Raw genomic sequence first — 19,412 nt, 5'->3', positions numbered from 1 at the left:
GCCGCCCGTTCCTGCTGTTTTACTTAAAGTCCGACATGCGCTTTTCGTGATATTCAAGGTCGCGGGCAGCCTGCGCCTTCTCGCGCTTTTCGCGTTTGCGGTCATATATTGCGCTCTGAATCACAGAGACAAGGAACCCGACACTGATGCAGAGCCAGATGGCGATAAGGGCGGTAACTAAAACGGTCTGTAAGCTTGTCATATGTTTTCACCTTTCCTTTCTCAGTTCAAAAAGTCGGCGTCATCGTCGGTGGCAAAATCGGACTCAGCGCTTGCCTTGCCGCCGAGGGGTTCACCGTCGCGGATTTTCTGCAGGTTGTTGAGCCCGCAGGCGATGCCCTTATTGCCATTGGAATTGAAAGCATAGAAGCTGATGCTTGCCCTGCCGTACACACCGGAGTAGACCTCCGAGCGGGTCAGAATCGGATTGCGGTCGGCGTCAACGATGCCGGGAGCTGTGGTCGCGTTGGCATTGATGAAGTAGGCGTTAGCGTAGGCTTCATCGTCTGAGCGTTCGGTGTCCCCGTCACGCAGAGGGGTTTTGAGAGCCGCCAGCGGAGGCACAGATTTACCGTTGCCCTTGAGCTTGGATTCTCCCTCGTGGTATGCCGCCTCAATAGCCGCTTTGATCTTGGCAAGCGTTTTGGTGTCGGACTTCGTAATAATCAGGCTGACGCTGTATTTCGGCGTACCGCCGTTGATGGATTTGGGCTCCCAGACATTGGCATAAGACCAGCGGGTATCGGGGCCGGTGATGACCTTCATCGGGTTGTTGACCTTATTTGTGTTGTTATTCATAATCGTTTTCCTCCATAAAATCATTTTTGGCTGTGTTGATTGCCGGACGTTTATCGCTCTCCGGCACGAGTGTCGGCTTGCCTTGCGGCTTTTCGATATATGGTGCAAGAAGTTCCTCAAAGCGGGATTTGCCGAGCAGTTTCTGCATGGCGGTGACGCCGAGAACTTTTTTCTCATAAGGGTCGAAGCCCGCGCCCTCCACAGCGGCGGAAACTGCTGCTTCGTTTGTGTACCTGCGGTTAGAGCGACCTTCAACCAGCTTCCAGCCATTCCACTTCTTGCCGCTGAGCGCTTGCCGGAGCGCGTATTCCTTGATGTCCGCCGCCCACGACACAAGGTCATCGGCGCGGGAAAGGATTTCCTCGACTTCTTCATCCGTCAACAGCGGCGGCAGTTTGAAGTCGTAGCGGGCAAGCTCCAGATTAGCTTCGGCTCTGGCACGGCACTCGTGCTTTGCCTTGCAAAAGCCGCACCACTCACCGCACAGGAAGTTTCCGTCGCCGGCAAAAGCAAGCTCCGCAGTTGGCTTGAGCACCTCATCCGCCCAGCGGTAAAGCTCATCCTTTGAAAGCTTGTAGGTGCTGACATTGTCGCGGCGGGGCTGGTAGATGGTCATGCGCACCGAGTCGATGTCGTAGATGCCGTCGAACAACTCAAGTGCTCCAAGGGCATAACACTGGGCTTGCGAATTTTCTACCGCGCTTACGAGCACACCCAGACCGTGCTTATAGTCGATGATCTGCAAGGTGCCGTCCGCGATGATGATGCAGTCGGCAGTGCCGAAGCCGCCCTCCACCCAGCGGGAGAAATCCACCCGCTGTTCGATGAGAACAACCGGATCGGCGCAGGTCTGCTTTGCCGCTTCCACCTGTTCGAGCACATAGGCCGCATAATCGGTGGCGCATTCCTCCATTTCAGAGTTGTACCAGCTCAGATTTTCGGTCGGGTCAGCCGCTTCCATGCCCAGCGCCTGTCGGAGCTTGTACTCACAAAGCGCGTGAGCGTCGGTGCCTTCGGCAGCGTAGTCGCTGCCCTTATCGTCGTAGCTCTCGCAGAGTCTGGCGGACGGCGGGCAGTGGAGCCAACGGTCAGCACTGGATGCGGAGAGAATGGCGTGTCCTTTAGGTGGCATCGGTCAGTCCCTCCGCATCTGCAAGCAGCGCCTTGTAGTTTGCCGGGTCAACACCCGACAGCTTATCAGCACCGTACTTCTGGAGCAGAGAGCGAATCTCGGCGGTGTGGCCCGCACGGGATTTGTCCGCGAGCACAGCTCTTATTTCCTCCAGCGTCAGTGCCGGTTCTGCCGGGGGCGCTTTTTCGGCCGGCTCTTTTGCGCCGAACACCTCGGCCAGCCAGTTCGCCGCGGCATTAATAGCGGCAGCGGCATTGTGTAGCTCTTCGATAGTTGCAGCCATATCGCCCATTTTGCTCATCTATTTTTCCTCCTTCCGTGGATTGACTCTGATTGGCAAGTATCGTGAGTTTCCTTGCCAGCCGCATGGACACAACGCTGATCGCGGTGAGAACCTCTACGAGCTCCTCGTCCGCAGCCTGTGTCCGGGTATCCTTTCGTTCCTGAATCATCTCTTTCACCTCCAGCCTGAAAGCGTTTTTTTCTTGCTTTCATAGCTCGCTGGACATGAGGGAACCGTTTTGACGAAAGAAGAGAAAAAATTCCTTGGATTTTTGCTGACATTTAAAGCGTGTTTATGACTTTTTATAAATATTTTTATCTTAATTTATTGATTTTCGCATTTTTCTGCGATATAATATTTAATAAAAGGTGTGTATGCACTCACGCAGATAGAAAAAGCCGCAGGTATAAGACCCTGCGGCACTGCGAAACAGAATATGGAGGTCAATAGCGTGAGCGAGATTAACATTGAAAAATGGTCCACCCTCAAGGAAGTACAAGATTATCTCGGTGTTGGGCGAGAAACCATTCTGCAATGGATCGCAAAAAGAAATATGCCCGCCTACAAAGTAGGCAGGCTGTGGAAATTCAAGCTGTCCGAAGTTGATAAATGGATACGATCCGGCGGCGCGGCGGATAATTCCGACCCTGCGGATGCGGAGTGAGTCCATTTTATCGGACATAGCTTGATGTAGAATTGTAGTGTGGCAGTATAACCACTGCAACATTTCATAGATAGGAGTTAGATTATGGCTGCATTAAATGACTTAATTAATCAGGTGGAGGACAAAACCCTGCGCGAACGGCTCATGCAGGAGGCTGCCCGCCTGACAAAACAAAAGAAATTCGGACTTGTTTATGAGGAGCACATTCCGGAATGTACCCCTCTTTACGGCATCGAAATAAAGCGCGGCAGCACCGTGGCGAAGAAAGCCGGAGCCATCAATGATGTGTACCGTGTTACCAAGATTAATGGTGATGAGGCTGAATGTCTGCGCCTTGTTTCCGGCGAGAGTGAAACCACCGCGCTTACCGAACTTGTGCCGGTGGCGAAATTCGGCGAGCCTATTTATCCTGCTCTGCAGCCGATAGATAAAGTGGAAAACGCGCCGGACAGTGACTTGTGGCATACGCTTATCGAAGCGGACAACTATCATGCGCTTCAGCTGTTAGAGTACCTGTACCCCAAGCAGATAGATTGTATTTACATAGACCCGCCCTACAACACAGGCGCTCGCGACTGGAAGTACAATAACGATTACGTTGATTCTTCGGATTCGTGGAGGCACAGCAAGTGGCTCTCCATGATGCAGAAACGGTTGAAGATTGCGAAGCGGATTCTGAATCCAAATAATTCGGTATTGATTGTCACTATTGATGAAAAGGAATACTTGCATCTGGGGTGCTTGCTGGAGGAGATGTTCCCAGAGGCAAATATTCAAATGATTAGCTCAGTTATTAGTCGTAAAGGCGCTGCACGAACAAATGAATTTACTCGTGTCAATGAATTTATTTTCTTTGTCATGATTGGTAATTGCTCAATAATTCCTTCCGACAATGCCGAGTATGCATTGGAGGGAGAGTCTATTCACTGGCAATCATATAGAAGAAGCAGCGCCATGAATGTTCGGACATCACGACCACGACAGTTTTACCCTATTTATGTGGATGTTAGGACGAATAAAATAGTAGAAGTCGGGAATGCAATAGCACACGATGTTGATAGATTCTCAGTAAAGCAATTACCACATTGCGAAGCGGTGTTTCCAGTACGAGACGATGGAACCGAGATGCTTTGGGGCTTAACGCCGAATGCTTGTAGGAATCTCGTAGAAAAGGGATACCTCAAAGCTGCCAGACATACCCCTAACAAGCCGCAACTTTACGTGATTCAATACCTTATGAGTGGAACCATAAGAGACATAGAAAACGGAGTAATTCAAGTTACTGGGTATGCTGATGACGGGAGTGTACTTGCATCGAATATTGAAACAAAGAAGATTATGCCGAGAACTCAGTGGAACTTCGACTCTCACGATGCAAGAGACTTTGGTACTAAAATACTGAAGAATGTTATAGGAGAATTGCGATTCGATTTTCCAAAGTCGCTATATGCAGTTCATGACTGTCTACTGTACTTTCTTGCAGACAAGAAGGACGCACTCATTGTAGATTTCTTTGCTGGTTCTGGCACTACGCTTCATGCGGTCAATCTCTTAAATACAGAGGATAATGGTCATCGTCGTTGTATAATGGTGACTAATAACGAAGTATCGTATGATGAGGCGAGAAGGTTGACCACGCAAGGATTCCAGCCCGGCGACCCGGAATGGGAGAAGCTCGGCATTGCCAGATATGTCACCTGGCCGCGCACTGTTTGCAGCATCGAAGGTCACGATATAAATGGCGTTCCGCTCAAGGGAGATTACCTTGCCAACGACTCAGATGGAAACCCCATTCCGATGTCGCAGGGATTTAAGGCAAACTGCGAATACTTCAAGCTGGGCTTTCTCGACAAAGACGATGTCGCATTGGGTAGGCAGTTTAAAGAGATTCTCCCACTGCTGTGGCTGAAAGCAGGTGCCATCGGCAAACGCCCGGAGCTCCACGGTGAAACGCCGGACATGCTGATACTTACGGAAAACAAGCTCGCAGTTCTGGTAAGCGAAAGCAGCTTCATGGCGTTTGACGAGCAACTTGATGCGCATCCGGAAATCGATACGGTGTTCATTGTGACAGACTCGGAGAAGGCATACCGCGAGATGATATACGGCATCAGCGCCAAACATACATATCAGCTCTACCGCAGCTATCTCGATAATTTCCGCATCAACGCAAGGAGGTAAGAAAGATGAAGGTTGAATTATTTCCGTTTCAAAAGCAGGCGCTTGCAAACCTGCGTCTGAATACCGCCGAAGCGCTCGGCAGCTATCGCCGCACTCATACCCCGCAGATTGTGTCCTATACAGCCCCCACAGGTGCTGGCAAGACCATCGTCATGTCCTCGTTGATTGAGAGCATTTTATTTGGTGATGATACATATCCGGATCAGCTCGACGCTATCTTTGTATGGCTCTCAGACTCACCGGAGCTGAATCAGCAGTCTAAGGATAAAATTGACCTGAAAGCCGATAAAATCACACTCGACCAATGCAGGATTATCACCGATGACTCCTTCGATCAGGAAATGCTCGACGACGGAAACATCTATTTTTTGAATACACAGAAGCTCGGCAAGAGCAGTAATCTGACAAAGCATGGTGATGGAAGGACTGATACCATTTGGGAAACGCTGAGCAATACTGTTCGCGAAAAGTCCGACCGTCTCTACTTCATCATCGATGAGGCGCATCGTGGTATGCAGGGTCGCGACGCTGCCAAAGCTACCACCATTATGCAGAAGTTTCTCAAAGGCAGCCCAGATGATGGTCTTCCGGCAATGCCGGTCGTCATCGGTATGACGGCGACACCGGAGCGGTTCAACAATCTCGCCTCCGGCATCATGTCTACTACGCATTTTGTTGTGACGACAGCGGATGAAGTCCGCGCTTCCGGCCTTCTCAAAGACAGAATCATCATCACATATCCGGATACCATTAATAATGATATGGCGGTTCTTCAAGCCGCTGCGGACGATTGGAAACAGAAATGGGAGCATTGGACGCAGTATTGCTATGAGCAGCATTATGCGTATGTGAACCCGGTTTTTGTCATTCAGGTTCAAAACGGCAGCGGAAGTCAGCTCTCTGCTACAGATTTAGACGATTGCCTGCAAAAAATAGAAGATCGAACCGGCGAGCGTTTTCAACTTGGTGAGGTCGTCCATACCTTCGGTCAGACCAGTGGCACCATAGTTTTAAATGGCTTGGAAGTAAACTATTGTGAGCCATCCCGCATTGCCGATGACCGTAGGATAAAAGTCGTTTTCTTCAAGGAAAACCTATCCACAGGTTGGGACTGCCCACGCGCCGAGACGATGATGTCCTTCCGTCATGCCAATGACGCCACTTATATAGCGCAGCTCCTCGGACGCATGGTGCGTACTCCGATGCAGATGCACATTATGGTAGATGATGTTTTAAACGACGTTCATCTGTTTTTACCATACTTCAATGCAGAAACCGTTAAGGACGTAGCCGAAGCCCTGCAAAGCACCGAGGGCGGCAACATCCCAACCGATGTATATGGTGAAGCGTTCGGCGAGAAAACCTTTGATACTCTCACTGTACGACCGAAGCAGACTACGCCAAGGGCCGCTGCGCCGCGCCATGAAGTCATAACACCGGGGCAGCTTAGCTTAGATAATATTGCTCAGCCAGAATCCGGCAATACGGGTGAAACTGCTCCCAGTGATGCAATCGGTGCAACTGCCTCACCGGTCCATGCCCAGACACCCAGCGGTCAGAATGTCCAAACAGCGCAAGAGTATCCTGCGCGTATTGAGGAAACGCCAAAGAACTCCGATGCATCAAGTACGGAAGAAGAGATTACCTCAGACTTTGACCGCGAAGAAGTAATGAAAGCAATCAACGATGCGGGTCTGCTCACTTACGAAGTGAGAAGTGTGCGCGTTAGTAATTATCTGCACTCATTGTTTGCCCTCTCGCACCTTTTCAGTCAGTCGCTAATTTACCAAAACGCCTACGATGAAGTCTGTGATGATATCGTGCGAATGGTTCACGATTATATAGAATCGCTCAAATCCAGCGGTAAGTATTCTGAGCTTGCAACAAAGGTGCTGCAGTTCAAGCTGAATACGCAGGTTTTTGACGTGTTCGGCGAAAGCGTAGACAACAACGCCGTTCACGATTTTCTCTCCGCCACGGATACCGACCTGGACAGGCAGTTTAGACTCGCCGATACCAAGCTCGGTAACGAAGGCATAGGTGTGAAATACGGTCGTGAGTATCAGACTGAGGACAATCCGAACGGCTTCAAAATCGATATTATTATTTACGCTGCAGACAGCAACTGCATCGCTGCGCTAAATACTTTTGCAAAAGACCGTTTCCATGAGATGAACGACAGGTATCGGCGCCAGACAATCAACCTGCCAGTAAAGTACAAAAAGAAATACAACGATATCGTTTCCGACGGTGATCTCGTCAGTGCGCACATTTTTATGCTTCCCGAAGCCATAAACTGCGAGCACTGTGCGAATGGCAGGGTTTATTCCAACCATCTGTTCGTAGATAATTCCGGAGTGGCCAGAATCGCTCTCAACAACTGGGAGCAAGGTGTGCTTGATGAAGAAGCAGCGCGGTCTGACTTCGTATGCTGGCTTCGTAATCCACCGAGAAAGCCCTGGTCGCTGAGTATTCCGTATGAGAAAGACGGAGTATATAAACCCGCATACCCGGATTTCCTTGTCATTCGTAAGGATGCACACGGCGGATATATCATTGATATCCTTGAGCCGCACGACCAAACACGGACAGACAATCTTGGAAAGGCTAAGGGTTTTGCCGAGTATGCCCGGAATAATCCGGTCGTTGGGCGGATTCAACTTATCCGTATGGCTTCAGATGGAAAATTCAAGCGGCTTGATATGTCAAAGACCGCAATACGGGATAAGGTAAAGCAGGCAATAAACGACGATGAGCTTACGCATATTTTCGATACGGACGGTTTCTGTATGTAGCATTCGGCTTGCCGTAGAAGGGATATGTTTTTGAAAGATTGGGGGATGACAAGATGACTGAGCAAGAGAAGCGATTCTTTGCTGCACTCACAGCAGACCGTGCCGAAAGCGCCGACACCCTTGAAAAGCCCTCAATGAGAGGTATAAAGAATAGCGTTGTTGAAAAGTACTCGGACCAAGCTCATTTTATATATGAGCTTCTCCAAAACGCCGACGACGCTGGCGCTACAAGTGCGCGTTTCATTCTTGAACCGGACAGACTAATCTTTATACACAACGGCACCCGGCATTTTTCCGTAACAGACCCTTCACATGAAGATGAAGACTCTGCAGCTGGTAGGCTTGGGGATATTAACTCAATTACTTCAATCGCCAACTCCAACAAAACGGCGGCATCTATCGGCAAATTTGGTGTTGGATTTAAGGCCGTTTTTCAGTACACATCGACGCCTTATATCTATGATCCAAATGTCCATTTTCGCATTGACCGCTTCATTGTTCCCACTTTTATTGAAGAGGATTTTGAGGGGCGCAGAGCAAATGAAACACTGTTCGTTTTTCCTTTTGACCATGCCGAACGCGGTCAAAAAGAGGCATACAGCGATATAGCAGAGAAACTGAGATCACTCTCTTACCCACTTCTCTTTTTGAGCAGTCTGCGGGATATTGATTTTGAATTTGAAGATGTTATCGGTCTATATGGAAAAAGTATACCTGAAACAAGGCGTATTGGTGATTCAACAGCAGAATTTATTACGCTTACGCAAAACAGCGGTGAAGACATAGTTGATCAGCATTTGTGGCTATTCACGCGCGAGGATGAAGCCGGAAGAAAGTATTCCGTCGGCTTTTTTCTTGACAAAGATAAAAAACTGCTTCCCAAGAAAGAACCTGCATTTTGTTTCTTCCCGACCAAAGAAAACACCGGCCTTAATTTCCTGATACACGCACCGTTTCTGCTGACAGACAGCCGTGAAGGAATACGGGCAGGCGTTGCTCACAACAATCATATGGTTGCGCTGTTGGCAAAGCTGGCATCCGACAGCTTGCTGTATCTTCGCGACATAGGCATAGAAAAGTCAGCAAGGCTTATTGACGACTCTATTCTGTCCATAATACCCACCGACGGAGACAGCTTTACTGATGTCAATGATAAGCGGCATATTTCCTTTATGCCGTTCTTTACCGAGATAAAGAATGTTCTCTTAACAGAAGCAATACTGCCAGCACGAGATGGGTACTGCGCAAAAGATACTGCTTGTTGGGCCGCAGTCCCGCAATTGGCGGAATTGTTTGCTGATGAGCAGCTTGCTGATATCTGCGAGATTCCTGAAGCGCATTGGGTGTTTGTTTCCATGGGGCGTGATGAGATTCAACGTGGAAATAAAGCGCTGGCTTCATATGTCGATGAAATAGTCAATACGTGGTTAGATGAGAACGCAATCATCAGCGGCCGTACCGTCTGGGATTCGTATTATCGCAAACGGACAAAGTCAATCAAGGGGATTAGCGCGGAATTTATTGAAAAACAACCCATAGCATGGCTTCATGTGTTCTACAAATGGCTTTCTGAGACTACCAAGAGAACTGACAGCATCAAGGAAATGCCGATATTTCTTGACAAAGACCGTAAGGCTGTAGCTGCATTTGATTCATCAGAGCATCTGATTTTGTTTCTCCCCGACAAAGACTTAAGTGGATACACTACAGTCTATTCGGAGCTTCTTACCAATAAAGGTACGTTTGCCTTTTTGGAGAAAATCGGCATTAAGAAGCCTTCGATAAGGGACCAGATTTATAACATCATTCTGCCCAAATACCAAAGTGGCGACAGGATAAATCCAGACCCGGATTTTCGGATTTTCTTCAGGTATTATAAACAGTGCCCGCAGGAAGAAGTCGACGATTTTATTGAACAGATAAAGAGCTTAAAATTTATTATATATTATATTGGAAATAACCGTTATAGAGAAAAAGCCTCCGCTCTATATTTCCCAACGCCAGAACTCGCAGAGTATTTTGAAACAAAGAAGGACGCACTCTTTGTGGCGTATGATGAGTATCTCGACTTGGTCGGTGCATCGAATGAGAAACAACTCGTATCATTTTTGACCGAGCTCGGCATAAGGAAAAGCATCTCCATTGTGAAGAGAACGATCGATTATTCCGAAGCAAGCAGGCGGAATCTTCCTATGCCGCATTCAACGCGCGAGCGCTCGTGGAGTGAAAACATCATTGATGGCTGCAAGGAATTAGTAGAGGCTATTAAGGAGACCAAGAGTGTCGAAAAATCAAAACTGCTGTGGGACACCCTTGTTGGTCTCTGTGAGACATATCACAGTTTATCCTATCTTTTAACAGGCTCCTGTAGTTACTACTATTATTCCAGTTATTCGCAATCGTTTGAGGCCGCTGATGTTGTTCTACTAAGAACAGAGAAATGGCTCGTAAACGCTACTGGTGACTTCGTTTCAGCGGGCGATATAACAAGCGATGAAATCGCAAGCACATATGATACTGCGTCAGAAAACGTTTCAAGCCTATTCGCCTTTTTGCAAATTGCTGATGCTTCATGTTCTGACGAAGATGATGATGGCAATGATAATCTGACAGATAAGCAAAGAGAACGTATTGAATTGGCTAAGAAAGCCGAAGCGCTCGGATTAACCGAGGACGACTTGGAAGAGATTGCGTTTATTAAAAAGCAGAGAGAAGCTGCAAATGCCGCACGTCCACAAAAAGGACCGCAAGCGCCTACTGGGACCGTGTCAAACGACGACTCCGATTCCGAAGATGACATAGGTGACGAGGAGAATTTCGGTGAAGACGTAGGTAGTGGGAATGAGGGTTACAATCGCAAGCCTTCATCAAAAGTGATAAGGGATATTGCGCGGCAGACGAAGCAGCAGCCGACGCGTAATGATATTGTTCAGTCCGAACCGGATGACAGCACAGACGAAGAGATTGATGAAGATGAGTTTACGCCTCGTCAGGTGGATTACAGCAAGAGGATTGAACAGGCAAAGCAGAAGAGTGCAATCGAAATAGACAAGATTGCTTATTTTGAAGGCCTTCAGCAGCGTGCTGTAAATGCTGAAAAATACTCTTTCTGCTGGTTTAATACTCTGCTCGAAATGGAAACACTGACCAGCAACGCGAACAATCTGAACAGTAAGGAAGTATCTATCAGTTTTGCCCGCGTAGAAAGAGAAGCCGGAACGCAGCGAACGCTTGTGTTGAAATACCCGAGTCGCTATATTCCTCAGTTTATGGAGGATTTGGCTGACATCCCTCTCGTGTTACACTTTGGAGATCAGACGAAAACTGTTGCTATAGAGGTCGCAAACGTAAAATCATATACGCTCAGAGTCAAGCTGAAGACAAATGCAGACATTGACGGCATTGATCTTTCTGCTGTTACTGAAGCACGCATTGACGCAAAAAGCCCGGTCTTCTTATTGGAGGAACTCCGTAAGCAGTTTGCAGCTTTGGGGTATGATGATGACTATAACATGCAGCAAAACCTTTGTGAAAACATTGAGTTTGTATTTGGCCCTCCCGGTACAGGCAAAACAACGCACCTTGTAAGAAATATACTGATTCCGATGATGCAGCAGCAAGAAGATTTAAAAGTCCTCGTCTTGACGCCAACAAATAAGTCCGCCGATGTTCTTGTGAGCAGACTAATGGATACCATGGGGAGCGATACTTCCTATATTGACTGGCTTGTGCGATTTGGCATCACTAACGATGAAGCTATTGAAGCGAGTGAGGTGTTCCGCGATAAAACATTCGATATTCGTAAGCTGAAGCGGACAATCACAGTCACAACGATCGCCAGATTCCCATATGATTTTTTCATGCCGGATGGCGTGCGCATTTTCATAAATAGAATAAACTGGGATTACATCGTGGTAGACGAGGCTTCAATGATTCCGATAGCAAATATCGTTTATCCCTTGTACAAGAAGACTCCGAGAAAATTCTATATTGCCGGAGACCCATTTCAAATAGAACCCATTACAGCAATTGATCTGTGGAAAAACGAAAACATATACACAATGGTTCAGCTTGACTCATTTGTTGATCCTGTTACTGTCCCGTATAAATACCCGGTCACACTACTTACGACACAATATCGAAGCATCCCGGCAATTGGCAGCGTATTCAGCAAGTTTGCTTATGGCGGGATTTTGAAGCATAATCGAACGGCAGACAGCGCAAAACTACTCAATGTTGACTGCGGGTTAAATATATCCGCTTTGAATATCGTGAAATTTCCGGTAACGAAATATGAGAGCATTACCCGCTCAAAAAGGCTACAGCATAGCAGTTCGTACCATATTTACTCTGCCTTGTTCTCCTTTGAGTTTACGAGCTTCCTTGCCGAAAATATTGCGAGGGCAAATGAAGGAACACAGCGTAATTTCACGATAGGTATTATAGCGCCGTATCGAGCTCAGGCAGATTTGATAGACAAGCTGATGGCGTCGGTGAGTCTTCCTGTGTCTGTCAGTGTTCAGGTAGGCACAATACACGGGTTTCAGGGAGATGAATGCGATATTATAATCGCCGTCTTCAATGCTCCGCCTTCGATATCTTCTTCTAAGGAGATGTTCCTCAATAAGAAGAACATTATCAATGTTTCTATAAGTCGGGCGCAAGATTACCTGTTTATTGTAATGCCCGATGATGATACCGAAAATGTTGATAATCTGAGATTGGTCAAGCGAGTGGAACGTCTCGCCAAAGAGGAACATGCCACAGAGTGGCACTCGCACGACTTGGAAAAATTGATGTTTGGAACCAGCGATTACCTTGAGGAAAACACTTTTTCAACCGGTCATCAAAGCGTTAATGTATACGGCCTGCCCGAAAAAACATATGAAATACGAAGTGAGGATACAGCCGTTGACGTTCAGGTTCATAGGAATGTAACTGTGCGGATTCCGCAACCTAACCTGCCGGTTGCTGATAAAAATAAGTTGCTGCCTGTCTCTGTTGAGACTCAGCCTGCCCATAACACTAAAAAGCGCGGAGACGTAGTAAGTAAAAAATACGGAGATGGGTATGTCGTGAAGAGAGCGATTAATTCTGGGAAGACGTATGTCACTATCCAGTTTGGAAACATTCAAAAAACCTACGATGAGGATGTTGCTCGAAAAAACAAAGAGCTTACATTCTTCTGATCCAAACGGAAAAGCTCCCCGGCCGCCACAATGGTAGCCGGAGAGCCTGCCCGGGTTAGATCAGGTCACTATACTCGGCGTGAAGCTTGGCCTTGGCTTTTTTGAGCCTTGATAGGAATGTCGTGCGTGGTATGCCGGTAATATCTGCGATGTCGCTGTCCGAAAGACCATCGAGGCGAAGCTCCCCAATGCGGCGAGCTTCCGGCATCAGCTCGTCCAGCCTCTTAAGGAGCTGAGCGAAGATGATACGGTCAATCACGATAGAGTCGATGTCGGTGGACTCGTCCTCACGGATGTCGCCGACCACCTCCCGCTCGTAGTCGAGCGAAAGGCTGTCCCCGGCAGTGTGGTACTTGCAGACGGCGCAGTCGCCGCCGCAGAGCCACCACTTGCTTCCGGGGCAGGAACAGCAGCCGTGGCGGTGCGCCTTACGGAATGTGTTCCAGATTGGACGGTAGAACTCGTTGTAGACCTCGTCGCTGACGGGAATGCGCTGCTTGGTGGCGGGATCATAGATGTAGTGTTTCTTGATTTGCGGGCGGTCTTCATTGTTTGGCATAAGTTTTCCTCCTGTGATTTTTGTTGAGGATCACAGGAAGGAAAAAGCCCCCGTGATCTCTCACAGGAGCTATCCAATAGTTAGTAAGGTTGTCGCGCTATGGTTGGCAGCGATAGTAACAATAGCAACGATATTAGTTTTTAGGAGGAGAGCCGATGTCGAATCAAGGCATTCCGTATTTGTGCGGCGGGGTTTTTTTGACACATTTGATGAAAGCGCATCCGTCAAGGAACGGTGTGCGAGAGCACTTCATGAGCAAACGCGACGGTCTTTCCGACCCTGAAACCATGCTGGCGTTTATTCAGGTGATGAGTCCTGATTTTACCGCGCCCGCCGGTGGTACATTCAAAGAGAACACTTCTGCATATAAAAACTGCCGGAAGGAGTGCGGTACATACCTGCCTTTTAGCGAGGATTCTGCCGAGATTCGTGCGTTTAATGAGTGTGTCCGCAATGACTATCAGACGGCGCTGTCGCGCATGACTGCGTTTGCCAAAGATTATCTTGATGTTGATACAACAGCAAAAAAAGACGAGCGCCTCGTAAAGACGCTCGTGGAAATAATCCGGGATGACATCATTCCGGATACAGATATGTTCTATATAAATGAGGATGGCTCTCCCTCGACAAGAGAACAGATCCTTGCGGCTACGGAGATTTGCTTTCAGCCATTTCTCGTCGGAGTTTGGCACTATATCTTGCTTCATCGACCGACGAACATCCTCGGTCGCAGCACGATTACGGACTGGAAGCCGACACTTTTGGGAACGCATATCGAGCGGGTCTACCCCTGCAAAGGGCATAAAGATGCCGCTGAAGCGAAACGGACGGAAGATGATGACATACCACCGGTCGAAGCCGAAATAGTGGATGACGCCCCCAAAAGTGATGAAAGCCCGCGTTCTGAGCAGACGGAGGCCGCTTCACAGGCCAAAAAACAGGTTATCATGAACAATTACGGCAAGGGTGTGCAGATTGAAGAGCTCAACGGGACTCTGACAATCAACATAAATTGAGGGGCTGCATATGGAGGACAAGCTGAAGAGCATATCGGACGGCCTACAGCAAACCGTTCCGGAGGTGAGTACATACAACAATTACGGGAAAGGCGTTCAGGTTGGCCACGCCGACACTTTTTCCCCAACGGTTAACCTGATAATAACCGGCTCGAATGGTCAGCAGAGGCCAGCCAATACCGATTACTACAATCTGTTCATTGGCTTTGACCCATTTATCTCCGACCATCTGCTTGTGCCGAAAGACCGTGCATTAACCGAGTATATGACGCCGGAATTAAAGAGCCGCTTTACTCCTTTGGATGATAACGCAATCGCGGAAATAAAGAGATTTCCGTCTATTATTGTTGATGAATATTGTAAAACCACTCCAAGCGAGAAAAACGCCGTATTTGCGTTTGTGACAGATGTCCGCAAACAGCAAAACGGTGTGATGGTTTACTTCCGACAGCTCTATCCAATCCCGGTCAAGGTGCTACTTGAGAACGAATATGCACTTGATACCGTGAATGGGTATGAATCGTACCGAACGCACTGGGCGATAAAGAATATCAACTTAATACAAGTGTTACAGGACGCAGGTGTTGCTATGTGGGGGTGATTGAATGGCAGATAAAAATAGAATAGTACCGGCTGCCGCACAGTCCATAGCAGTTGCATTTCCACAGGCCACGCACGGAATGGTCAACACCGGCGCCGGTATTCAGGTAGGTACAAACGCCGGAACAATAAACCTGAATATCAACTGCCCTACGCCGGAGCTTATGCAGGGACTCATGTCAATGTTTGCCGCTCAGCCAGCGCCGCAAAAAGTGAGCCATAAGCTGGAATGGGCTTCATTGAATCAGGAGCGCTACTGTTTGTTCGTTCTGGAGAACGAGGATTATAACTACGGCGTTTTCTCCATCGCCAAGAGCTGCGCTCTGCGGAAATACACCGACTCAGAGCATAAGGAGCGATATTTCGACCTTACACCAGCCGTAGTTTCCGAGCTCACAAGTATGCCGTGTATTTTCGCAAAGAGGAATATGCACTTCGGCTATACCGAAGCAAGCCATCCGGCACTGCTTGGACGAATCACAGATATGAGGGCGCAAGGCGAAACCATTAAGGTATGCTTCTCTGGCTTCCAAGGCATATCACAACAGCTCTTGAACCAGAATATCGGACTGCTTGGCATGGTACACGCATCCCTTCGGAACGAGCTCGATGAAGAACACTGGTCGATCAAGGACTGCAATCTGATCGACGCAATGGCGCGGCTGCACGTCGATATCGAATAAAGCCGCGGCACGGAAAGGAGCGCATATGGAAAACAGAATCAAGACGGCGATACAAAAAATCACGCTGAACGACCACACTTTCTCCGGGGTGATGTTTGAGCCGACGCTTATCAACTTTTTCTTTGGCAACAATGGAACCGGAAAATCTACCCTCGCCAAGAACATAGGCGTTCCTGCCGCAACAGAGTGGATTCCCGGTTCAACACCTGGTGATTATACACTAATGGTCTATAATGAGGAATTCATCGCCGACAATATCCAGAGCTACGGCAATATTCCCGGCGTTTTCACCATCACACAACAGAATGCGGAAATCAAAGCCGAAGTCGATAAAAAGACTGCGGAAAAGCGAGCGCTTGACGCAAAAATCAAGGCCATCGACGGTAAGATCGCTGACGAGCGAGAAAAACAGAAAAAGGTCGATGCCGTATACGAGAAAACCATATGGGACATGACCGAGTCTGTCAGAACACAGTACAAAGAGACACAGGCCGGATATACGCGCGACAAGAAGAAATTCGTCGCCCATCTGGAAACCTGCTCCCCAGTAGATATAGATGAAGCGGCTCTCTTCCAACTACATGCAGTCGCTTATGGAGCATCAGACACGCGGTTCATTGAGTACAAACCTATTGATGTTGCCACCATTCCCACATCGACTCTCCTTGGAGAGGCTATCGTTGGGAGCAGCGATTCTGCCTTCGCCAGCTTCGTCCGCACATTGAATGCTTCCGGCTGGCTCAGTCAAGGGCATAAGGCATACCAGCATGAGGCAGGAAGGAAATGCCCATACTGTCAGCAGGACTTGCCGGACACGTTTGAGGCTGACCTTGCGTCCTGCTTTGACGAGCAGTATAAAAAGAGCGTTACCGAGCTGGAACAGTTTGTGTCGGCATACCGAGCTGCATTAAACGCCATACACGCACTTCTCACCGAGAACAGCAAGAATCCGTTCACCTGTGAGCTGCTTTCGGAGTACAAGACCAAATTCGACCTGTTCATGGAGCGGGCACAAAACAATGTGGCTCTCTTGAAACAGAAAACTGACGACCCCGCGAAGACAGTCATCCTTGCGGATTTATCGGACATCCTTCTTGACATCAATGGTGTAATTGAGCAGATTAATGCGAAAATCAAAGAGTATAATGCCGTTATCGACGCAAAAGGGAAAAAGCAGCAGGATTGCGTCGCGCAGGTGTGGCAGCTCATGGCGTTTATGTGCCGGTCTGAGATTGCTGTACATAAGGGCGGAAAAGAACGGCACACCGCCGATATCGAGCGGCTTAGCGGCGAAATGGGTACGGCGAAGGAAGCCTCCGACGCTCTACAAGCTGATATCGGGCGTTTGAACCAGCAGACCGTGAACACGACCGTCGCCAAGGACAGCATAAATGCGCTTCTGAAAGCCGCTGGTTTTCAAGGCTTTTATCTACGGGAAAAACCAGGCGCACAGTATGTCTATGAGCTGATACGGGAAACCGATGAGAAGGTCGCAAAAGGGCTCAGCGAGGGTGAGCGTCACTTCATTGCTTTCCTTTATTTCTATCACATGGTCGTTGGCAGCCAGTCCGATGACGGAAAAACTGTCAATAAGATCGTGGTCATCGATGACCCCGTTTCCAGCATGGACAGCAGCAGTATGTTTACTGTGGCGTCTCTCGTTCGGGACTTGATTGCCATTTGCTATAACAACTATCGGATGACAGATCATGGCAGTCAAAACGACCACATTAAACAATTCTTCTGCCTGACGCACAACCCGTTCTTCTTCAAAGAAGTTTCTTATAACAGGGTTGCAGAAAACGAATGTGTAGGCATATACGAGCTGAAGAAGCGCGAGAGCAATCAGTCGTACATCATTGAATGTACGCACCCTGATGGCCGTATTGGAGGCGGCAAGGTTAATTATTCACCAGTGAAAAACACCTATGACTCTCTTTGGGAAGAGTACAGAACAGCGACTGATTCGATTGCACTCATCAACGTGACGCGGCGCATTTTGGAATACTACTACCTTCAGATATGTGGTTATTCCAGCGGCGACCTGCGATCTGACCTGTTGGAAAAGAACCGACATCGCTTTGAAACTACGCTTTCGGATGGTTCTATCGATAAAACCGACTACAATGTGGCAGCAGCTATGCTTGCGGTTCTAAATATCGGAGCGCGCGGTTTCAATGATGGTCTGTTCTTCGATGCTTCCGCTATTGAGCCACAGCAGATAAGAACTGTGTTTGAGAAGATATTCAAGGTGACCGAGCAGGCACAACACTACAGCATGATGATGAATGTAAAATAAAAGGCGCTGGTTACACATTATTAGGAGATAAAGCTATTATGGAGTTGCGATTTAGTGGTGGACGATTCGTATCGCTCGATGGGGATTTGAACTATCGAGAAGTACTTAATAATTTCCCGGCAGCAAAAACCATAAGAATTATTACGTACAACATATCAAAGAGTGTTCAATACGACGAGCTTTTGGATGCCTTAAGAGTAACTGATGCGGACGTGCAAATTATTACGAATGTGCCGTCTCGCATGGACACATACTATCGCTCTCCAAAAGGAGAGCATATGCGTTCTACCGCAAGGGATAACATTCATATTTATTTGTCCAAGCTAAATCCAGATAAATTTCCAAAACAGTTCATGCCATATTTTAATGTAAATAACCATGCAAAATTGATAGGCACAGAAAATATTGTTTATATTGGCTCTGCAAATTACTCGAACGAAAGCGCTAATAATATCGAGTCGGGGGTTTTAATTGAGGATAAAGCATTTATTCAACAAATATATGCGGAGTTCTTTGACTCGGTGCGAGAGAACTCGCTATCCTATTTTGATGAGAACTTTAGCGCTTTCAGACTTTTTGTTATTTCACTATATGCTAAGTTTAAACAACACCACAGCAAGATGCTCCAAGACCTTTACACGGACTATGAGAGAACAAAAATGGTGGTTGCGGATTCAATATTTATCGATGTGAGCGACCTCCATGACCTTTACAGAGATCTCGATGAACTTGAGTCAATCTGCGGGGCGGCAGATGATACTTATGACGAAGAAAATGAGGAATATAACGATGCGCTTGAGAAACTAAAGGCGCAGTTTGATGCCATAAGTATCGACTGGTTAAAGGAAGTAATCTCTGAAGACGGCACACTGTACCAGCTTGTGACCTTTGACGCAGATCATGAAGCTAATGAAATCTTGGAAAGAGATTATACCTCTGAGGCATATGATGAAAACTTAGACTTATATGCTGGAAAAGCAGTAAATCGTGCGGCTGAGATGTTTTCTTCCTTACATGACGCTTTCAGCGAAGAAGCTGACGACTTCCTTGCTGAAATAGTGAAAATACTCTCTGCGTTAAGCACCGCAATCTATTTTACAGACCAATGGAAAGTTGCCAAAGTAAATCCAGACATCGATAACACGAATACATAGCCTTGTAACTACGTGAATGCCTATGCGTTCAGCGAATGCCCAAGTTAAAATGGTCATAT

The 19,412-nt window shown here is 47.7% G+C and carries 14 protein-coding genes; 9 read left to right on the top strand and 5 right to left on the bottom strand.

Features of this window, described 5'->3' with window-relative positions; translation table 11 throughout:
• Nucleotides 1–19 precede the first annotated feature (19 nt).
• Genes QOX26_RS03965 through QOX26_RS03950 form a run of 4 tightly spaced genes read right to left on the bottom strand, consistent with a single transcriptional unit; the run spans nt 20 to nt 2,231 of the window.
• Nucleotides 20–202: a hypothetical protein gene (locus tag QOX26_RS03965; RefSeq protein ID WP_283673587.1), complete on the bottom strand. Its 183-nt coding sequence runs from the start codon at nt 200–202 to the stop codon at nt 20–22.
• A gap of 20 nt (nt 203–222) precedes the next feature.
• Nucleotides 223–798, bottom strand: coding sequence for a DUF2815 family protein (locus QOX26_RS03960; RefSeq protein ID WP_283673586.1), 576 nt, complete (start codon nt 796–798; stop codon nt 223–225).
• Nucleotides 791–1,930, bottom strand: coding sequence for a DUF2800 domain-containing protein (locus tag QOX26_RS03955; RefSeq protein ID WP_283673585.1), 1,140 nt, complete (start codon nt 1,928–1,930; stop codon nt 791–793). Before QOX26_RS03955 ends, QOX26_RS03960 begins: the two co-directional genes overlap by 8 nt.
• Nucleotides 1,920–2,231: a DNA ligase gene (locus QOX26_RS03950; RefSeq protein ID WP_283673584.1), complete on the bottom strand. Its 312-nt coding sequence runs from the start codon at nt 2,229–2,231 to the stop codon at nt 1,920–1,922. The genes QOX26_RS03955 and QOX26_RS03950 overlap by 11 nt, the downstream gene beginning before the upstream one ends.
• A 433-nt stretch (nt 2,232–2,664) precedes the next feature.
• Here QOX26_RS03950 and QOX26_RS03945 point away from each other — a divergent pair, with 433 nt between their 5' ends.
• From QOX26_RS03945 to QOX26_RS03930, 4 genes are all read left to right on the top strand, one after another.
• A complete protein-coding gene (locus QOX26_RS03945) occupies nt 2,665–2,877 on the top strand; it encodes a helix-turn-helix domain-containing protein (protein ID WP_331488465.1) in 213 nt (70 codons plus the stop codon).
• A gap of 84 nt (nt 2,878–2,961) precedes the next feature.
• Nucleotides 2,962–5,058 carry a site-specific DNA-methyltransferase gene (locus tag QOX26_RS03940; RefSeq protein ID WP_283673583.1) on the top strand — a complete coding sequence of 699 codons (2,097 nt, stop codon included), beginning with the start codon at nt 2,962–2,964 and terminating at the stop codon, nt 5,056–5,058.
• A 5-nt stretch (nt 5,059–5,063) separates the two neighbouring features.
• Nucleotides 5,064–7,853, top strand: a complete 2,790-nt coding sequence (locus tag QOX26_RS03935; RefSeq protein WP_283673582.1) for a DEAD/DEAH box helicase — start codon at nt 5,064–5,066, stop codon at nt 7,851–7,853.
• A 53-nt stretch (nt 7,854–7,906) separates the two neighbouring features.
• Nucleotides 7,907–13,042: a DEAD/DEAH box helicase gene (locus tag QOX26_RS03930; protein ID WP_283673581.1), complete on the top strand. Its 5,136-nt coding sequence runs from the start codon at nt 7,907–7,909 to the stop codon at nt 13,040–13,042.
• Between the two features lie 55 nt (nt 13,043–13,097).
• Here the strand turns inward: QOX26_RS03930 and QOX26_RS03925 are convergent, their stop codons facing one another.
• Nucleotides 13,098–13,601 (bottom strand): RNA polymerase sigma factor, encoded by a 504-nt coding sequence (locus QOX26_RS03925; RefSeq protein WP_283673580.1) that lies wholly within the window; start codon nt 13,599–13,601, stop codon nt 13,098–13,100.
• Between the two features lie 155 nt (nt 13,602–13,756).
• Here QOX26_RS03925 and QOX26_RS03920 point away from each other — a divergent pair, with 155 nt between their 5' ends.
• The 5 genes from QOX26_RS03920 to QOX26_RS03900 are packed head-to-tail and all read left to right on the top strand — an operon-like array spanning nt 13,757 to nt 19,353.
• Entirely contained in the window at nt 13,757–14,617 is an 861-nt protein-coding gene (locus tag QOX26_RS03920) for a hypothetical protein (RefSeq protein ID WP_283673579.1), read from the top strand.
• Nucleotides 14,618–14,627: 10 nt separating this feature from the next.
• The gene (locus QOX26_RS03915; RefSeq protein WP_283673578.1) at nt 14,628–15,218 is read left to right on the top strand and encodes a hypothetical protein; all 591 of its coding nucleotides are present in this window, start codon (nt 14,628–14,630) and stop codon (nt 15,216–15,218) included.
• A 4-nt stretch (nt 15,219–15,222) separates the two neighbouring features.
• Nucleotides 15,223–15,900, top strand: coding sequence for a hypothetical protein (locus QOX26_RS03910; RefSeq protein WP_283673577.1), 678 nt, complete (start codon nt 15,223–15,225; stop codon nt 15,898–15,900).
• A gap of 25 nt (nt 15,901–15,925) precedes the next feature.
• The gene (locus QOX26_RS03905) at nt 15,926–18,199 is read left to right on the top strand and encodes an AAA family ATPase (protein WP_283673576.1); all 2,274 of its coding nucleotides are present in this window, start codon (nt 15,926–15,928) and stop codon (nt 18,197–18,199) included.
• Between the two features lie 38 nt (nt 18,200–18,237).
• Nucleotides 18,238–19,353, top strand: coding sequence for a phospholipase D-like domain-containing protein (locus QOX26_RS03900; RefSeq protein WP_283673575.1), 1,116 nt, complete (start codon nt 18,238–18,240; stop codon nt 19,351–19,353).
• Nucleotides 19,354–19,412 lie beyond the last annotated feature (59 nt).

Origin of the sequence: Butyricicoccus sp. Marseille-Q5471, from assembly GCF_951230135.1 — a bacterium.
Taxonomy (GTDB): Bacteria; Bacillota; Clostridia; order Oscillospirales; family Butyricicoccaceae; genus Agathobaculum.
This window is presented reverse-complemented; position numbering and strand designations above follow the sequence as displayed.